At 49.4% G+C, this 14,629-nt stretch carries 15 protein-coding genes, 1 tRNA gene, 1 rRNA gene and 1 pseudogene; 3 read left to right on the forward strand and 15 right to left on the reverse strand.

Annotated elements, in window-relative coordinates; genetic code table 11:
- The 4 genes from NSB25_RS06970 to NSB25_RS06985 all read right to left on the reverse strand — a co-directional run.
- Positions 1-342, reverse strand: a 16S ribosomal RNA gene (locus NSB25_RS06970); the annotation flags it as partial.
- Positions 343-747: 405 nt separating this feature from the next.
- Positions 748-1,782, reverse strand: coding sequence for an immunoglobulin-like domain-containing protein (locus NSB25_RS06975; RefSeq protein WP_103238725.1), 1,035 nt, complete (start codon positions 1,780-1,782; stop codon positions 748-750).
- Positions 1,783-1,918: 136 nt separating this feature from the next.
- The gene (locus NSB25_RS06980; RefSeq protein WP_103238726.1) at positions 1,919-3,085 is read right to left on the reverse strand and encodes a Gfo/Idh/MocA family protein; all 1,167 of its coding nucleotides are present in this window, start codon (positions 3,083-3,085) and stop codon (positions 1,919-1,921) included.
- Positions 3,086-3,143: 58 nt separating this feature from the next.
- Positions 3,144-3,968: a sugar phosphate isomerase/epimerase family protein gene (locus NSB25_RS06985; RefSeq protein ID WP_103238727.1), complete on the reverse strand. Its 825-nt coding sequence runs from the start codon at positions 3,966-3,968 to the stop codon at positions 3,144-3,146.
- A 138-nt stretch (positions 3,969-4,106) separates the two neighbouring features.
- Between NSB25_RS06985 and NSB25_RS06990 the strand changes: the two genes are divergently transcribed.
- The gene (locus tag NSB25_RS06990; protein ID WP_103238728.1) at positions 4,107-4,952 is read left to right on the forward strand and encodes an AraC family transcriptional regulator; all 846 of its coding nucleotides are present in this window, start codon (positions 4,107-4,109) and stop codon (positions 4,950-4,952) included.
- Here NSB25_RS06990 and NSB25_RS06995 read toward each other — a convergent pair.
- From NSB25_RS06995 to NSB25_RS07040, 10 genes are all read right to left on the reverse strand, one after another.
- A complete protein-coding gene (locus tag NSB25_RS06995; protein WP_103238729.1) occupies positions 4,921-5,448 on the reverse strand; it encodes a CvpA family protein in 528 nt (175 codons plus the stop codon). The genes NSB25_RS06990 and NSB25_RS06995 overlap by 32 nt on opposite strands.
- A 34-nt stretch (positions 5,449-5,482) precedes the next feature.
- Positions 5,483-6,685 (reverse strand): DUF5711 family protein, encoded by a 1,203-nt coding sequence (locus tag NSB25_RS07000; RefSeq protein ID WP_103238730.1) that lies wholly within the window; start codon positions 6,683-6,685, stop codon positions 5,483-5,485.
- Positions 6,686-6,733: 48 nt separating this feature from the next.
- Positions 6,734-7,924, reverse strand: a complete 1,191-nt coding sequence (locus tag NSB25_RS07005; RefSeq protein WP_103238731.1) for a LysM peptidoglycan-binding domain-containing protein — start codon at positions 7,922-7,924, stop codon at positions 6,734-6,736.
- A 143-nt stretch (positions 7,925-8,067) separates the two neighbouring features.
- A complete protein-coding gene (locus NSB25_RS07010; RefSeq protein ID WP_103238732.1) occupies positions 8,068-9,114 on the reverse strand; it encodes an aldose epimerase family protein in 1,047 nt (348 codons plus the stop codon).
- A gap of 243 nt (positions 9,115-9,357) precedes the next feature.
- Positions 9,358-9,954: a recombination mediator RecR gene (gene recR, locus NSB25_RS07015; RefSeq protein WP_103238733.1), complete on the reverse strand. Its 597-nt coding sequence runs from the start codon at positions 9,952-9,954 to the stop codon at positions 9,358-9,360.
- Positions 9,954-10,298 carry a YbaB/EbfC family nucleoid-associated protein gene (locus NSB25_RS07020; RefSeq protein ID WP_103238893.1) on the reverse strand — a complete coding sequence of 115 codons (345 nt, stop codon included), beginning with the start codon at positions 10,296-10,298 and terminating at the stop codon, positions 9,954-9,956. Before NSB25_RS07020 ends, recR begins: the two co-directional genes overlap by 1 nt.
- Positions 10,299-10,314: 16 nt before the next feature.
- Positions 10,315-10,536 (reverse strand): hypothetical protein, encoded by a 222-nt coding sequence (locus NSB25_RS07025; RefSeq protein WP_103238734.1) that lies wholly within the window; start codon positions 10,534-10,536, stop codon positions 10,315-10,317.
- 5 nt (positions 10,537-10,541) lie between these two features.
- Positions 10,542-12,122 carry a DNA polymerase III subunit gamma/tau gene (dnaX, locus tag NSB25_RS07030; RefSeq protein ID WP_103238735.1) on the reverse strand — a complete coding sequence of 527 codons (1,581 nt, stop codon included), beginning with the start codon at positions 12,120-12,122 and terminating at the stop codon, positions 10,542-10,544.
- A 30-nt stretch (positions 12,123-12,152) separates the two neighbouring features.
- Positions 12,153-13,226 carry a 6-phosphofructokinase gene (locus tag NSB25_RS07035; RefSeq protein WP_103238736.1) on the reverse strand — a complete coding sequence of 358 codons (1,074 nt, stop codon included), beginning with the start codon at positions 13,224-13,226 and terminating at the stop codon, positions 12,153-12,155.
- A gap of 151 nt (positions 13,227-13,377) precedes the next feature.
- Positions 13,378-13,560: a hypothetical protein gene (locus NSB25_RS07040; protein WP_103238737.1), complete on the reverse strand. Its 183-nt coding sequence runs from the start codon at positions 13,558-13,560 to the stop codon at positions 13,378-13,380.
- Between the two features lie 55 nt (positions 13,561-13,615).
- On the opposite strand from NSB25_RS07040, the gene NSB25_RS07045 reads away from it, so the two are divergent.
- Positions 13,616-13,706: transfer RNA gene (locus tag NSB25_RS07045), tRNA-Ser, on the forward strand.
- An 84-nt stretch (positions 13,707-13,790) separates the two neighbouring features.
- A pseudogene (locus tag NSB25_RS29645) lies at positions 13,791-13,934 on the forward strand (IS3 family transposase); the annotation flags it as partial.
- A gap of 45 nt (positions 13,935-13,979) precedes the next feature.
- Here the strand turns inward: NSB25_RS29645 and NSB25_RS07055 are convergent.
- On the reverse strand, positions 13,980-14,321 hold the full coding sequence (locus NSB25_RS07055) for a hypothetical protein (protein ID WP_330406068.1): 342 nt from the start codon (positions 14,319-14,321) through the stop codon (positions 13,980-13,982).
- Positions 14,322-14,629: the final 308 nt, after the last annotated feature.

Genomic DNA, 14,629 nt, shown 5'->3' on the forward strand with positions numbered 1-14,629 from the left:
GTTTGGGCCGTGTCTCAGTCCCAATGTGGCCGTCCGCCCTCTCAGGCCGGCTACCGATCGTCGCTTTGGTGGGCCTCTACCCCGCCAACTGGCTAATCGGACGCGGGTCCATCCCATACCACCGGAGTTTTTCACACTGTATCATGCGTTACTGTGCGCTTATGCGGTATTAGCAGCCGTTTCCGGCTGGTATCCCCCGGTATGGGGCAGGTTGCCCACGCGTTACTCACCCGTCCGCCACTAGCACGGTTATCACTAGGTTTCAAACCGTGCCCGTTCGACTTGCATGTGTTAGGCACGCCGCCAGCGTTCATCCTGAGCCAGGATCAAACTCTCATGTTTTATCTCTCACTTCAAGTTCTTCCTGCCAGTTCCTTCTGGCTTCCAGTTTTGTTTTCTGGTTTACTGTTTTTGGTTGAGTTCTTTGTTCTTCTCTGAAATTCCTCTCCCTCCGCTTTGCTTTCCTCTAAGCCTCCTCTCCCCAGGACTTCCCGGGTTGGTTCCGCTTTGATTCCCGCTCTGCTTTGGTCGCTTCAGGCTGAGTCTCCTCTGCCTTTTTCGTGGAATTTTCAGGGTCGCATTACTGTTTATTTGTCAAGGTTCATCTCTGACATTCAGGAGCTTTCCTCCTTCCTGTCTCACCGTTGTCGTCATCGGCAACTTTGATAGGATATCACATGTTTCATGCCTTGTCAACGATTTTTTTCAAAAATTTCCAAAAAATTTTCCAAAATTATTTCATCATCCTTAATTCAAAATAAACTGCGCATAAATCGTGTATTCATCGAAGTCTCCGCTTGCCCGGAAGTCACCTACGCCCTTTCCTATCCGGTACTCCCCCGGAGCCAGCTGTCCATACAGCCATTCCCAGTTCAGCTGCTGTTCTTTTGTCTCTCCTGCCGAAATCGGGTACGCAATGGCATGGAAGCCATAATTGCCTTCCACCACAACAGGAACTTCCTCCCACTGCCCATTCTCCATTTGCTGCAGGACAAAATCATCCCCACACTGCAATTCTCCTGTGGCAGCTTCCGGGTCATAATGGTTCCACACAAGAGTTGCACCGGTTGCGGATACATTTTTCAAGGAAAGATGCAACCCGATCTCCGTCAGTTCCGACTGCTCGCTGTCCACACAGGCGCCGCCCTCTCTCACCTCCGGCTCAAAAGATAATGTGTCCAGGATATCGTAAACCTGGGCACCGTATTCTTTCCACCAGCCATCCTCTGAGGAATTCAGCGCGACGACTCCCTCGTATTCCTCCTGAAAAATAATAAAATCCCAATGATTCTTATTGTCATAGGTTCCGACATTGGCACTTTTGCCTGCAATCGTTCTGTTCTCCGACTGTAATCCTGTTCCGCAGACGCCGAACCGTCCCGCATAGCATACCTCTATGAAGCCTTCGCCGGCTCCCTCCGGATAAAACAGGATTCCATATTTGCCGCCTCTCAGCTCCTCACTGTCCATGGGATACTCTTCATAGCACCATCCCTCCGGCAGAGACAGTGAAAGCCTGCCGTAAGGTCCTCCCTGTACTGCTTCTCTGGTGGAATTTTCATTCTGCTTTTCAGGGGAATCCGGCTCCGACACATCCCCTGACTGTCCTCCCCCGCTTTCTGCCCCGGATATGGCTCCCGCCTCCGGCCCATTGTCCTCCTGTGACTCCACAGACTTCGTCCCTTGACCGCTCCCGGCAGATTGCTCAGAATTTCCTGTATCTGCACACCCGCACAGCATCACTCCCGCCAGCAGTACTGATATAATCGTCCATTTTCTCATGTCCCTTCCCTCCGAATATTTCCTTTTTCTGCATCTTTAGTTTTATAGACGAAAAAATCCCGGAAAAGTTCCCGGGATTTATCTAAAGGAGGACATTCTCTGTGCCTTCTAAAATTTCAAATCCATTCTGTCAGAATCAGCACTCCGGAATCTGAATTTCGATTTCTCTTCCCGCCTCCGCTGATTTAAAAATTCCGTCCAGGATTGCCTGGTTATAAATAATCTGAGAGGTAGGCACCGGTGCTTCCGTGCCGTTCTTTACGGCATCCAGGAAAGAGCGTACCTTCAGATCAAAGGGATCCTCTTTTGTCTTAATGATGGGAATCTCGGTCTCCGTCTGCTGCCCGCACACTTCATGATACAGCTTCATGGCGCCGCCCACGCTTCCGTTCCAGCACTCGGTAGAAGGAATTCTGAGACCGGCTTCCGTACCCAGAATAATGGTATCTCCCGGTGTGTCCATATTCATGGCCCACGCAATCCGGAAGTCGAGAATGATATCTCCTTCCAGGCGTACAAACGCTGCCGCAAAATCATCCACCTGGAACTTCTGCGCATATTCCGGTTTGCCTTTGGCTGCATAATCACAGTAATCCGGACGCGTTCCGAAGAAATTTGATTTATATCCGGAGACGGTAAGCGGCTTCGGGTATCCAATTGCATTCAATACCATATCCAGGGAATAGCATCCGATATCTCCCAGTGCGCCGATGCCCGCTGTCCTGTCTTCGATAAAGGTGGTGCCGAAAGGTGTGGGAATCCCGCGTCTCCTCCCGCCGCCGGTCTGAATGTAGTATATCTTGCCAAGCACGCCGGATTCCACGATTTTCTTGATCATTTTCATGTTTTCATCAAATCTGGGCTGAAATCCGATTGAGACAACCTTTCCGCTGGCCTTTTCCGCTTTTCTGATTTCGATTGCTTCTTCCAGAGTTACACACATGGGCTTCTCAATCAATACGCTGATGCCCTTATTCAGCGCATAAATGGCACACTCTGCATGGGTTCTGTTATAAGTACAGATACTGACTGCATCCAGCTGCAGAGACTCGTCATCCAGCATTTCTCTGTGGCTTCTGTAGCACTTTACATCCACATCATACCCCGCAAAGAAAGCCTCCGCCTTGCCTTCCACCAGGTCCGCGCCTGCGACCACTTCCACATCCGGCTGCTTTAAGTAACTGTTCATATGAGCTTCCGCAATCCAGCCGGTTCCGATAATCCCGACGCGGACTTTCCTGGAAGTATCGATTACGGTTTCCTTTGTTACCTCTTTAAAACGATCCAGTATATTTTCTGCCATTTTTCTGTCCTTTCTTAAATTTTATTCCTGGCTTTCCCCGCTTCCTTTCGCCGGGAAGTTACTCCGCAATATTTTCCAGCAGATACTTTGCGCTGATCTGTGCGCATTCCAGAGAAGTATATCCCATGCTGGGCGCATCCTGCTCCACAATAAACCATTCCGCGCCGCCTTCGTCGGCAGCCTTCACGATAGCCGGGAAATTCTGAACCCCCTTGCCCAGAGGTCTGAACTCAAAGTCCCCTTCCGTCTCTTTCTTCTTATCCTCGTCAATGCCTATCAGTGCATACATGTTCTCGGACTTGCTGCCTGCAAAATCTTTTAAATGCACAGTGGGAATTCTTCCCGCATATTTTTTCACATATTCCGCAGGGTTCACTCCACCCACATTTACCCAGCAGGTGTCAAGCTGCGTCTGGAGAAGCTCCGGTCCAACCTCTCTGTACAGGATATCCAGCGCATACTCTCCGTCAATTCTGGCAAATTCAAAATCATGGTTGTGATATTGAAGCACCATGCCTTCCCTGGCCAGGGCTTCCCCAATCTTCCTTGCACCGTCAATCACAGTCTGGAAGCCGGGAGTACCCGGCCGGTACTCCGGTGTCAGATAAGGAATCACCACATATTTCACGCCCAGCTTTTTATAGCAGTCAATGGTCTCTTCCATCCTGTCCATCAACTCTGCAAAGGGCACATGCGCCGAAAGAGGAATGAGCCCCATTTCCTCACAGGCCTTTTTCACTTCCAGAGGATCATTTCCATAGAGTCCGGCAAACTCAACACCGCTGTACCCATATTCTTTGATTTTCTTTAAGGTGCCAAAAAAATCCTCCTGAAGCTGGTCTCTGACGGAATACGCCTGCAATGCAATTTTTTCTTTTTTCATTTCCCGCACATCCTTTCTCTTATTATTTTGTCGTATTCTTTTTCTATTCTTCTATTTACATTTTAGCGAATCCAAAATATAATAAAAGTCTCAGAGCGAAAAAAACTGGCCAATTATTGCTGTCTTGAAAGGTGTGCTATGTTATATCAGATCGAAAATCGAAGTATCCCTCTCGCAACGGGAATATTCAGCAAGCTGTCTCCCATCCCGCATATTCATTCCCATCTGGAGCTGATTTATATGGAAGAAGGCTCCTGCTTGGCAACAGTGGACTATCAGAATTTCTTAATGGAAAAGGGGGATCTGTTTCTGTCCTTTCCCAACCAGGTTCATTCCTATCATGACCGCTCTGCCGTAAAGGGATACCTGTTCATTTTCAGCCCCGATGTATGCAGGGATCTGAAAGAAATCTTTCAGAAGAAGATACCGTGTTCCCCCATCATCAGGAGTTCTCTGCTGCCGTTGGCCCTGCACGACCATCTGGAGATCATCCGAAGTCGGAATGAGTCCGACACTTATTACGACAAAATTGCCGCAAAAGGATATCTGCTGGCTCTTTTGGCTGAGCTTCTTCCTCTGATGAACCTGACCGGCAGTCCTGCGAACCATGACAGCGTCAAGAATGTGCTGGCCTATTGTTCGGAGAACTATACGAAGCCCCTGACCCTGGAACAGGCTGCAAGAGAACTGCACTTGAACAAATATTATATCTCCCATATATTTAACGAGCGAATCAAAATCAGCTTTGTAGATTTTATCAACTGTCTGCGCGTCGAGCATGCCTGCACTCTCCTGGAACAGGGATGTAATATTACGGAGATCGCCTTCTCCTCCGGCTTTTCCTCCATTCGCACCTTTAACAGAGTCTTTGCACAGAATATGAACATGGCTCCCAGAGACTATATCAGATATAAAGAAAACGGGGCTGCTGTCCCCGTTTCATACCCATTCCTCACATCAGCAGTTCCAGCGGCACAAAGCTGAACTGTTCCAGCAGGAGTTCTATCCCATATGCCAGATAGTTATGCCTGTAAAGCCACAGCAGGACAGAGCTTTCTTCTGTGTATGACAGAATCAGCTGTCCGATGGCTCCCATATTCATCATCATAATAAAAGCGTAAAGCGTCCAGATCACCAGTACCACCTCAAATGCTCCGAACACTACTCCCAGCAGCTTATCCAGCAGATGGAAGACCGGCAGCTTTGAGAGAAGTTTCGCAGGAAAAAGCACCAGTCCCAGCAGATGGTGAGCAGCCACAATCAGGCAGAACAGGATGATTGCCACAATGACGTTAAAGGCCTTCCCGTCATGATAGCTGTGCACACCGTAAGCGGCCAGTGCTGCGATCAGGCAAAGCACCAGCATGGCAATCAGAGAGACAACTTCCTTCACAATCCCTTTCTTATAGCCGTCAACCAGTTTAAAGATACCTGCAACAACAACGATTACAAGCAATATATTTATCCTTATTCCGTCCATTTCGTTTTCTTCCTTTCTCCTTCGCCTTCTTTTCCTATTTTAATTGTATGGTATCTATGGTATCATCCGTCACCAGCAGATATTTATAGGCATTTCCCACCGGAAGCATCAGCCGGACTGTCTTCGCGAAATTTCCATGGTATTTCTCCGTTCCGTCCATGGTAAATATCTGACATTCTGTCTCATTATAAATCGTCAGTGTATCCCTGCTGAAGAAAATGTCTGTATAGTCCACGTCAAAGTAAAAGCTTTTCGCCCCGGCTGTGGCATCCTGGGTATCATAGACATCTATCTGGTATCGATTTTCATTGTTATCCGCATTGAATACAAGTCCGACATATCTGTCGCTGTGAAATACGGAGCGCACCTCCCTGTCAAACAGATGCTCCACCAGCGGGGCCGGCTTATGAGCTCCGCCGTATATCATCAGTCTGCTGTCCCCCACCGCAAACGCAGTGGTGTCATTCACAAATTGTACATAAGGCACCAGAAGGTCAGTGTAGGACCAGGTACTGGCCAGAAAATCGCTGATATTATCTCCTACCGGGCTGAAATCATAGAAAGCCACATTCGTTTTCAACACGCCTGCGTCCACATACACATAGGCTACACAGAGAAGCTCTCCGTTCGGAGAAAAGCTCAGTGACATGGGATACCCGGAATCATCCATATGTGTTCTTCCCTCTTTCTTCTGTTTACCATTACTGTCGTAAACGTTCAGCCATGTAAGATCCACGTCGGCAAGAACTGCGGCCACATCCCCGTTGGCGGCGACAGCCACATCCCGGATTGGCATTGTGGTGGTAATCTCTCCCAGAAGTTTTTCCGAGTCTGCTATGTATATGCTTCTTCCGTTATAATCCCCTATGGCAACGGTATTACCGCTGACAGACAGCTTCACATCCTGAATTTCATAGGTCTGGTTCCACTTTACATTTCCTCTTGTATCCGTACAGTGCACGCCATCCTTGCTGTAAGTCAGGAAAGCGTCGTTCAGGCGAATATCTGTGGCCCCGCTTACATTTTCCCTTGGCACGGAGGCAATAATGTCGTAATCTGTATAGACATGCCTCTTATATCGTACTATAAAAAAGACAGCCACAGCCACCAGGACAAAAATCACTGCCAGAATTCTATAGAAAGATGCCAGCTTATGCAATGCTATTTTCTTCTTATACTCTTCTCTGTTTCTTTCCCTTTTTTCTTTTTCCTTTATGAAACTTCTGATATCCGCCATGTACTTCCTCCGTAAAAGTGAAGAGTATGCCTGAAGCCTTCCCGTTAATTACGGTAGTAAAATTCTCGCACCCTCCTTAATATCATCCGGATTGTTAATGTTATTCAGAGAGCATATTTCAGCTACCCTCGCATCACTGCCGTACGTTCTGATACAGATACCGATAAGTGTATCCCCCTTCTGCACAGTATAGGATGTGGGTTCCGGGACCGGCGCTTTTGTAGGTTCGGGTTCGGCAGGTTTATCGGGCTCCGGTGTCGGAGTGGGTGTCGGCTCCAGTGTCGCCGTGGGCTGCGGAGTCGTTTCCGGCACTGCAGTCTGCTGATTTTCTGCAGGAGTCTGCGCGTCCGGCGCCGTTCCCGACGGCTGTGTTCCGCCCTGCTGCTCTTCCGACTCCCCGGAAGCAGCCGCGGCATTTTCCTTCAGAATAGCATCTGTGAGCTTGTCCTCCGCCACAATGACACCGGGCTGTACGGAATTGTTGACCACCTCCACCGCATCCGGCAATTGCTTTTCGGTCATCCCCTCCAGGAACTGTCTGGCCGCCATCTGCCATTCACCTGCTTTTTCGCCGTTTGTCATAATTGCAAGTCCCACCGCTCCCAGAAGTACAAAGGAAACAGCCGCCGTCAGCTGCATATTCCGCAGTTTTGCCTTCGGAACTCCCTCTGTGTTCCTTCGTTCTTCCCGTTTCCTGTATCTGACAACCTGTCCACCCTTATTCTCCGTGGAAGCCCGTCTCTCTTCCTGACGCTTTTTCACTACATCATATTTTGCTCTATCGAATTCTTCCGGCGGCGCTTCCCCCTGACGCTCGTCCAGCATAAACGAAAGCATGCTGTCATTTTTCTCATAGAACTGTGCATATCCTTCTATATATCTGCACACGCTCTGCTCACAGATGTGAAAGCCTTCCACCATCTCTCCGTCCAGCAGGCGATAGCCCAGAAAATCATAATCCGAAAAGTATCTTTTCCGCTGCTTCTCCACTTCCTGCTGAACCGCCTGGGACAGATGACGGCATTCTCTCTGAAGAAAGTTCAGTTTGCATGCTCCATATAAAAACAGGTAAGCGACTCCGCTCTCTTCCTTTCGTACACCATATAATGCTACCGCCAGCTTCTTGTCACCGGCATGCCGGTTCAGCTGTTTTATGTATGAGATGACATAATCTTCCACATATATTTTACAATGAGGATTTGTCTCTCCGATTTGTGTAACATTTTTTGGTAATTCCATATAAAAACACCTCCCATACCGTTTTTAATAATAATAGCATCGGTATGCGAGGCATTTTAGCATTCTTTGTCGGGGTCCGAAAAGAACTCTTCGACAAACTTTGCGGAACTTAAAAATCAGCCATACCTTTTAAACCGTACTTCTCAAATCGTACTGAAGCGATACACTGTCACGGAATCATATTCTCTGTCTCCGCCGAAGATACAGTCCGGAAACTGCGGCTTATTCACTGAATCCGGAAAATACTGTGTCTCCAGACACAGTCCGTGGCGCAGGCCATAAACCGCTCCGTTCTTACCCGTCTGCTCTGTGATGGAATTGCCGGCATAGAACTGCACGCCGGGCAGAGTCGTGTAGGCCTCCATCACTCTTCCGGATTCGGGTGCTTTCAATGTGGCAAAATGGCGAAGTGTTCCATCCCATCCGTCAATGACCCAGTTATGGTCGTATCCGCCTGCAAATTTTAACTGCTCGAAATCGGCGCCGATTTCCTCTCCCACCTTCTTAGAGACGGTAAAGTCCATGGGCGTTCCCTTAACCTCCGCAAGCTCTCCTGTGGGGATGGAAGCCGCATCTGCAGGCGTAAACCGGGAAGCCGCCAGCTGCAGTTCATGCCCCACAATTTTGCCGCTGTCATGTCCCTCCAGATTGAAGTAGGAATGATTGGTCAGATTCAGGATAGTCCTTGTATCACTTACGCCGTGATAATGAATCTTCAGTGCATTTTCCTCGTCCAGCGAATAAGTTACACTGACTTTCTTATTCCCGGGGAAACCCATATTACCTGCGGTGTCTTCCAGCGTAAATGTGACACTGTCCTCCCCGGTCTGCGCCTCCCAGAAACGCTTATGCCATCCCTTATCCTTATGGCTGTGAAGATTATTCACACCTGCATTGGCATCTACTTTATAAGTGGTGCCGTCCAGACAGAAAGTCGCATTTCCTATTCTATTGGCGCTGGGGCCGATTACCACCCCGAAGAAACTGCCGTTCTTCATATAGTCTTCCGCTCTGTCATATCCCAATACCACATCAGCCATGACTCCCTGCCTGTCCGGGACGCGCACGCTGACGATAGCCGCGCCCACATTTGCCAGCGACACCTGCATACCGTTTTTGTTGGAAATGGTGTACAACAGGACTTCTTTTCCTTCCGGATGCCTTCCGAAAGAGATTGTTGAAATTGCCATAATATTTTCTCCTTATTATAGTTCCGCAGCTGCCTCTCGATGCACCTGTATAGATACACTTCCGGCCGCAAAGGCACGCGTCCGTAATTGTATCTGTGCATCTTCGTGGCAGACTGCTGTTTTAGTTCCGCAGCTGCCTCTCGATGCACCTGTATAGATACACTTCCGGCCGCAAGAGCACGCGTCCGTAATTGTATCTGTGCATCTTTCGGAATATTGCTGTTTTTAGTTCCGCAGCATTTTTTATAGTTCCACGCGTCCTTCCAGTGCACGAAGAAGCGTCACTTCATCAATGTATTCCAGATCGCCGCCCACCGGGACGCCGCTGGCAATTCTTGTCACACGGATACCCGTCGGCTTGATGAGCTTTGCGATGTACATGGCTGTGGTCTCCCCTTCCAGGCTGGAATTGGTGGCAATGATGACTTCCTCCACCTCTCCCTGGAGCCGTTCCATCAGCTCCTTCAGCCGGATGTCACCAGGACCGATTCCCAGCATAGGAGAAATTGCCCCGTGCAGCACATGGTATACACCTTCGTATCTGCCTGTTTTCTCATAAGCTGCCAGGTCTCTGGTATTTTCCACCACCATAATCTGCCCATGATTGCGCTTCTGGCTGGCACACACGGGACATACCTCTCTGTCGGTGAGGGTATAACACTCCCGGCAGTAACGGACATTTTCCTTTGCCGTCACAATGGCATCCGCCAGCCGCTGCACCTTGTCCCGGGGCATATTAATCAGATGAAACGCAAGTCTCTGCGCCGATTTGCTGCCGATTCCCGGAAGAGCCGCCAGCTCCTCTATCAATTTATTAATATATCCGCTGTACAGCTCCATCAGAAGGGCATGCCTCCCAGTCCGCCTGTCATCTTGCCCATGAGAGCAGTGCTGGCTTCATCCGCCTTGCGCAGCGCTTCATTGACAGCTGCCACAATCAAATCCTGAAGCATCTCGATATCTTCCGGGTCCACAACTTCCTCCGACAGCGTCAGTTTGAGAATCTCCTTTTTCCCGCTCACCGTCGCTTCCACCGCACCACCGCCGGCCGCCGCGGTAAATTCTTTGATCTCCAGCTCCTTCTGCCCTTCCTCCATCTGACGCTGCATTCTCTGTGCCTGCTTCATCAGATTGGCCATATTTCCGGGCATAGCACCGCCGGGAAAGCCTCCTCGTTTTGCCATGTTAAAATCCTCCATCTCAGTTCCGCAGCTGCCTCTCGATGCACCTGTGCAGATACGATTCCGGCCGCAAACCCTTGCGTCCGTAAGCGTATCTGTGCATCTTCGACGCAGACTGCTGATTCCAGTTCCGCAGCTGCTTCTCGATGCACCTGTACAGATACGATTCCGGCCGCAAACCCTTGCGTCCGTAAGCGTATCTGTGCATCTTCGGCGCAGACTGCTGATTCCAGTTCCGCAATATAATTAACTGTCTTCTTCCTCAATTTCCATCCGGACCACTTTGGAGATGTCCACGTAATTCTCCTCAAATTCCCGCTGGCCGCTGACTGTCTGAATATTTACTTCTATCTCCTTTCCGGAAAAGTCGGACAGCAGTGCCTCCAGCTGTACCTTATTTTCCGGATGCTGCATAAAATAATCCGACGCCATGCCGTCTTCCAGTACCATCATCAGTTTATTGTCACCGCCCAGGCTTAAGTTGGCAGACTTCATATAAATCCGCATGGGATTCGCCGCGCTTCCCACAATGGCCGGCCACCTGGCCACAATCTGCTTTATGTCGTCGGGAATGGCCTTCGGAAGCTCCGGTTTCGGTTTCGGTCCAGCGCCCGCTGTACCGGCATTTCCGGCGGCTCCGGAGCCACCTCCATCCGCCGTCACAGTCACAACACCGTTCTCCAGCTTCTCCTCCACCTGGCGGATACGGTCGAGAACCGCATCCTGATTCACTTCCATCTCCGGCCTGCAGAGCTTGATCAGTGCGATTTCCACCAGAATCCGCTTCTGAGCCGACAGGCGGATCTGTCCCGACAGCTCCGAGAAGATTCTGATGAAACGGATAATTCTGTCTATATCCGCCATTCCGGATTCTTCCTTCAGCCGGGCCAGATTCTCCGTGGACATATCAATGACTTCCTCCAGATTATCGGAAGTCTGCACCAGCATCAGATTGCGCAGATACCAGGTGAAATCCGTCACAAATTGTGTCAGTTCCCGGCCCTGCATCACGATCTCTTCCAGCAGCTGCACACAGCCTTTCACATCCCGCTCCAGCACGTTCCGCAGAAGACGGCTGAACACCTCCGTATCCACCGCTCCCAGCACATCCAGAACCTTATCGTAGGTCAGCTCATGTCCCAGGTGAAAGGCAATACACTGGTCCAGCAGGCTCAGCGCATCTCTCATGGAACCATCCGCAGTTTTGGCGATATACCTCAGAGCCTTTTCTTCCGCCTGAACCTCTTCCTGCTCCGTCAGATCCTGCAGACGGCCTGTGATTGTCTCTATGGAAATTCGCTTGAAATCATATCTCTGGCAGCGGGAGAGTATGGTGATGGGAAGTCTGTGTACCTCTGTGGTAGCCAGGATAAATATCACATAGGAGGGCGGCTCCTCCAGCGTCTTCAGCAGCGCGTTGAACGCTCCTGTGGAAAGCATATGCACCTCGTCTATAATATAAACCTTATATTTGCCTTCCGCCGGAGAATAGGAAACCTCTTCCACAATCTCACGGATATTATCCACGCCGTTATTGGATGCAGCGTCAATCTCAATCACATTCATACTGGCCCCTGCGGCAATAGCCCGGCAGATACGGCACTCCCCGCAGGGTCCCTCCGGCTCCGGATTCTCACAGTTCACTGTCCTGGCAAAAATTTTCGCCACAGTGGTTTTGCCCGTTCCTCTGGTTCCGGTAAACAGATAGGCATGACCGATACGATTCGCCCGGAGCTGATTTTTCAAAGTAGTAACAATATGATCCTGCCCCTTCACATCTGCGAAGGTGTCCGGACGAAACTTCCGGTACAACGCCGTGTATGACATTTTCTTTTCCTCTCTCTGAAATCTGTCTCTTTAATCTCCGAAGCTAATCCCCAGCAGCTTCGCCTCCTTCACGATACTTGCGTCCGGAGAAATAGATTTCAGCTTGCCCGCCACATCCTCCAGCGGCACGCGGACCATTTCACGGTTTTTATAGCCTACCATAAAACCATACTGATTGTCCAGAATCAGCTTGCCTGCCTCTGCCCCCAGACGGCTGGCAAATACACGGTCATAAGGGCAGGGACTTCCGCCTCTCTGCATGTGCCCGGGCACAGTGACACGCACTTCTCTGCCTGTCTTCTCCTGAATGGCGGCTGCCAGTTCATAGGAAACGGAAGGATGCGGCATTTTCTCCAGTTTCTTCTTATATTCTTTCTTGGAAAGCTTTGCGTCCTTTTTGGAGATTGCGCCCTCTGCCACAGCAATGATGGTAAAGCCGCTTCCCCTCTGATCCCTCTCCTCAATTTTGTCAATCACCTTATCCAGATCATAGGGGATTTCAGGAATCAGTATGATGTCCGCTCCGCTGGCCATACCTGCATTCAGGGTCAGCCAGCCCACCTTGTGCCCCATCACTTCCACAATGAACACTCTCCGGTGGGAAGCCGCGGTGGTATGAATATAGTCAATGGCGTCTGTTGCGATATCCACAGCACTCTGGAAGCCGAAGGTCATATCCGTGCCCCAGAGATCATTGTCAATGGTCTTGGGCAGCGTAATGACGTTCAGTCCCTCCTTGCTCAGCAGGTTCGCCGTCTTGTGTGTGCCGTTGCCCCCCAGAATCACAAGGCAGTCCAGCTGCAGCTTGTAATAGTTCTGCTTCATGGCCTCCACCTTATTCAGGCCGTTCTCATCGGGATCCTGAATGGTCTTGAACGGAGTACGGGAAGTTCCGAGAATTGTGCCGCCTTTGGTCAGGATACCTGAGAAATCCTTGCCTGTGAGCATCTGAAACTTGCTGTAAATCAAACCTTTATAGCCGTTCAGGAATCCGTAGATTTCCACCTGCTCTTTGCTGTTGTACAGCGTTTTTACCACGCCTCTCATGGCTGCGTTCAGGGCCTGACAGTCTCCTCCGCTGGTGAGCATTCCGATTCTTTTCATGTACTGATCCTCCTTTTTCTTCTTAATTATGTGCCTGCCGATATCTGTATCACATATTTACTTTTTCACACTTCATCTAAAATATTACCCTTTTCCGGATAAATTTGCAACCTTTCTGGAAAAAATCGTCTCTGACTCTTGCAAAAAAATTTCAGATGCTATAAAATAGGGAAGTGGCAGAAATGCCGTACCAAAAAGGAGTCGTATCGAAGCGGTCATAACGAGCTGCACTCGAAAACGAGTGACCGCTTTGGAAGTACTTCTCCAGAAGCCCTTGATTTTTCGGGGCTTTTGCGGTATTATTTACAACTGAAATTACTTTAGTTCTCTCCATCAGTTCTCTCCTTTTTCCAGAGGTCTTTTTGGGGCTGATGTTGCAGATATGACACGGAGAGTTATCGAAGCGGTCATAACGAGCTGCACTCGAAATGCAGTTGTCCTTTACTGGGCACGTGGGTTCGAATCCCACACTCTCCGCCAGACGCTTACGTCCACAAGCGGGTTTGCCGCTTGTGGGCTTTTTTCATTCCGCCGTTTTTTGGGGAGTATATCCTCAGTTCTCTCCTGACCACGGATGAACTCAGGACTATCATCTGGAGATATTTTATCAGCTACTGGAATAACCGGAGAATATGCTCTGCTAATGACGGGCTTCCTCCGATGGTCAAACGACAGCAATACTATGATTCCTTGAAAGAGGCAGCATAGGGTACAAAATCCTTGAGAAAAATGTGTCAACTAATCTTGACAAAATCATCTTGACAAAATCACTTTCGGCTCGTCCTTTTTCACGGCAGGGGGCGGCGGCTTCCAGTCGCCCATGTCCCCCGTAAGGGTCTGCACGGCTTCCACAAAGCCAAGCTCACGCACTTTCATCAGATAGTCGAGGACGGAGAAGCCGCCGAAGCCCCGTGACCACCAGTACCATTTGCCGTTGGAAATCTTCAAGCTGTCGTGTTCCCTTGTGCAGTAGACATTGTCTGCCACACGCTTTAGGTTGCTCGGCTCATACAGTTGCAGGTAGGAGAGCAGGTCGATTTGCCATGCCTGCTCAATCACGGCGGGGTCAAACTGAACGTAGCGGTTACTTCCCATTCAAATAAAATCACCTCCAGAAATAGATTTAGCCGAGGGGCTTTCGGTAGGGAAAACCGTAAGGTGCGTCCTCCTTTCGCATAGATTTAGCCGCTTTGTCAAGGCGGCTATGTAACCGTACCAGAGAATGCAGGACGCAAAAAAGCCACTTACTCTTAAAGGGGATTAAGAATAAGCGGCTCTATAAAGATGTGCCTTAGACATTTTAACTCTCTATAAACTGAATTTCATTCTAAAAATTCAATATGGATATGAAATGAATCATAAAAAATTTTGTTATCAATATACCTTAATTCATTTTCTACTTT

Source organism: Acetatifactor muris, from assembly GCF_024623325.1.
In the GTDB taxonomy this organism is placed as follows: Bacteria; Bacillota; Clostridia; order Lachnospirales; family Lachnospiraceae; genus Acetatifactor; species Acetatifactor muris.

What these genes read in the sequence shown, in the direction of transcription:
- NSB25_RS06975 (WP_103238725.1), bottom strand. Translation starts at nt 1,782, where the DNA reads ATGAGAAAATGGACGATTATATCAGTACTGCTGGCGGGAGTGATGCTG.
- NSB25_RS06980 (WP_103238726.1), bottom strand. Translation starts at nt 3,085, where the DNA reads ATGGCAGAAAATATACTGGATCGTTTTAAAGAGGTAACAAAGGAAACC.
- NSB25_RS06985 (WP_103238727.1), bottom strand. Translation starts at nt 3,968, where the DNA reads ATGAAAAAAGAAAAAATTGCATTGCAGGCGTATTCCGTCAGAGACCAG.
- NSB25_RS06990 (WP_103238728.1), top strand. Translation starts at nt 4,107, where the DNA reads ATGTTATATCAGATCGAAAATCGAAGTATCCCTCTCGCAACGGGAATA.
- NSB25_RS06995 (WP_103238729.1), bottom strand. Translation starts at nt 5,448, where the DNA reads ATGGACGGAATAAGGATAAATATATTGCTTGTAATCGTTGTTGTTGCA.
- NSB25_RS07000 (WP_103238730.1), bottom strand. Translation starts at nt 6,685, where the DNA reads ATGGCGGATATCAGAAGTTTCATAAAGGAAAAAGAAAAAAGGGAAAGA.
- NSB25_RS07005 (WP_103238731.1), bottom strand. Translation starts at nt 7,924, where the DNA reads ATGGAATTACCAAAAAATGTTACACAAATCGGAGAGACAAATCCTCAT.
- NSB25_RS07010 (WP_103238732.1), bottom strand. Translation starts at nt 9,114, where the DNA reads ATGGCAATTTCAACAATCTCTTTCGGAAGGCATCCGGAAGGAAAAGAA.
- recR (WP_103238733.1), bottom strand. Translation starts at nt 9,954, where the DNA reads ATGGAGCTGTACAGCGGATATATTAATAAATTGATAGAGGAGCTGGCG.
- NSB25_RS07020 (WP_103238893.1), bottom strand. Translation starts at nt 10,298, where the DNA reads ATGGCAAAACGAGGAGGCTTTCCCGGCGGTGCTATGCCCGGAAATATG.
- dnaX (WP_103238735.1), bottom strand. Translation starts at nt 12,122, where the DNA reads ATGTCATACACGGCGTTGTACCGGAAGTTTCGTCCGGACACCTTCGCA.
- NSB25_RS07035 (WP_103238736.1), bottom strand. Translation starts at nt 13,226, where the DNA reads ATGAAAAGAATCGGAATGCTCACCAGCGGAGGAGACTGTCAGGCCCTG.
- NSB25_RS07040 (WP_103238737.1), bottom strand. Translation starts at nt 13,560, where the DNA reads ATGGAGAGAACTAAAGTAATTTCAGTTGTAAATAATACCGCAAAAGCC.
- NSB25_RS07055 (WP_330406068.1), bottom strand. Translation starts at nt 14,321, where the DNA reads ATGGGAAGTAACCGCTACGTTCAGTTTGACCCCGCCGTGATTGAGCAG.